Origin of the sequence: Ruminiclostridium hungatei, from assembly GCF_002051585.1 — a bacterium.
GTDB lineage: Bacteria > Bacillota > Clostridia > Acetivibrionales > DSM-1351 > Ruminiclostridium > Ruminiclostridium hungatei.
Window position 1 is genome coordinate 1 of the sequence record NZ_MZGX01000082.1, and the last position, 807, is coordinate 807.

The 807-nt window shown below is 39.7% G+C and carries 1 protein-coding gene; it reads left to right on the top strand.

Features of this window, described 5'->3' with window-relative positions; genetic code table 11:
* Window positions 1-807: RHS repeat-associated core domain-containing protein (locus tag CLHUN_RS21640; protein WP_133051144.1), on the top strand; the 807-nt coding region annotated here is incomplete at both ends.

Consider the following 807-nt stretch of genomic DNA (forward strand, 5'->3'; position numbering starts at 1 on the left):
TGTCAACACCCGGAGCAGCAAAGGACAACACCGATATAACCATCAATGAATATGACGGCTTCAACCAGTTGATAAAAACCTCTACAGGTGACATAACAGCAGAATACACTTACGATGGTAACGGGCTAAGAACATCAAAAAATATAAACGGAATAGTCACAAGCCACATATGGGACGGCAGTCAAATAATTCTTGAAACAAACGGAGCGGGAGAGGTCACCAGCAAGTATGTGCGGGGGATAAACTTAATCTGTTCCGAGGACGGAACAGGTGCAAATAGAAGATTTTTCCTGTATAATGGTCATGGAGATGTTGTTCAGCTTACAGATACAAGCGGAAACAGTATAAAAGTATATGATTATGATGCATTTGGAAATGAGAAGAATCCAGACGCAAATGATACAAATGTATTCAGATACTGCAGTGAGTACTTTGATAAGGAAACAGGGACTATTTATCTGAGGGCAAGGTATTACGACCCAATGATTGGGAGATTTATTACAGAGGATAGTTATTGGGGTAAAGATAATGACCCGCTGTCGTTGAATCTTTACACTTATTGTGCCAATGACCCAGTGGGTTTATTTGATCCTTCCGGGCATAGGGCTGTTGCAACTGGGCCATTTGGATTGATTAAAAAAGTTATGGAAACGGCCTTAAACATTGGTAAAGATATGTATATATATGATTACAAATTCACAACGGCGGCGGGAGCATATTTCTTAGATATGAGAGTAGACAAAAATGGCATTTACCACGCTAACTTCGATTGTTGGCAGTCTGCTTTTGGTTATAATAATTTTTACG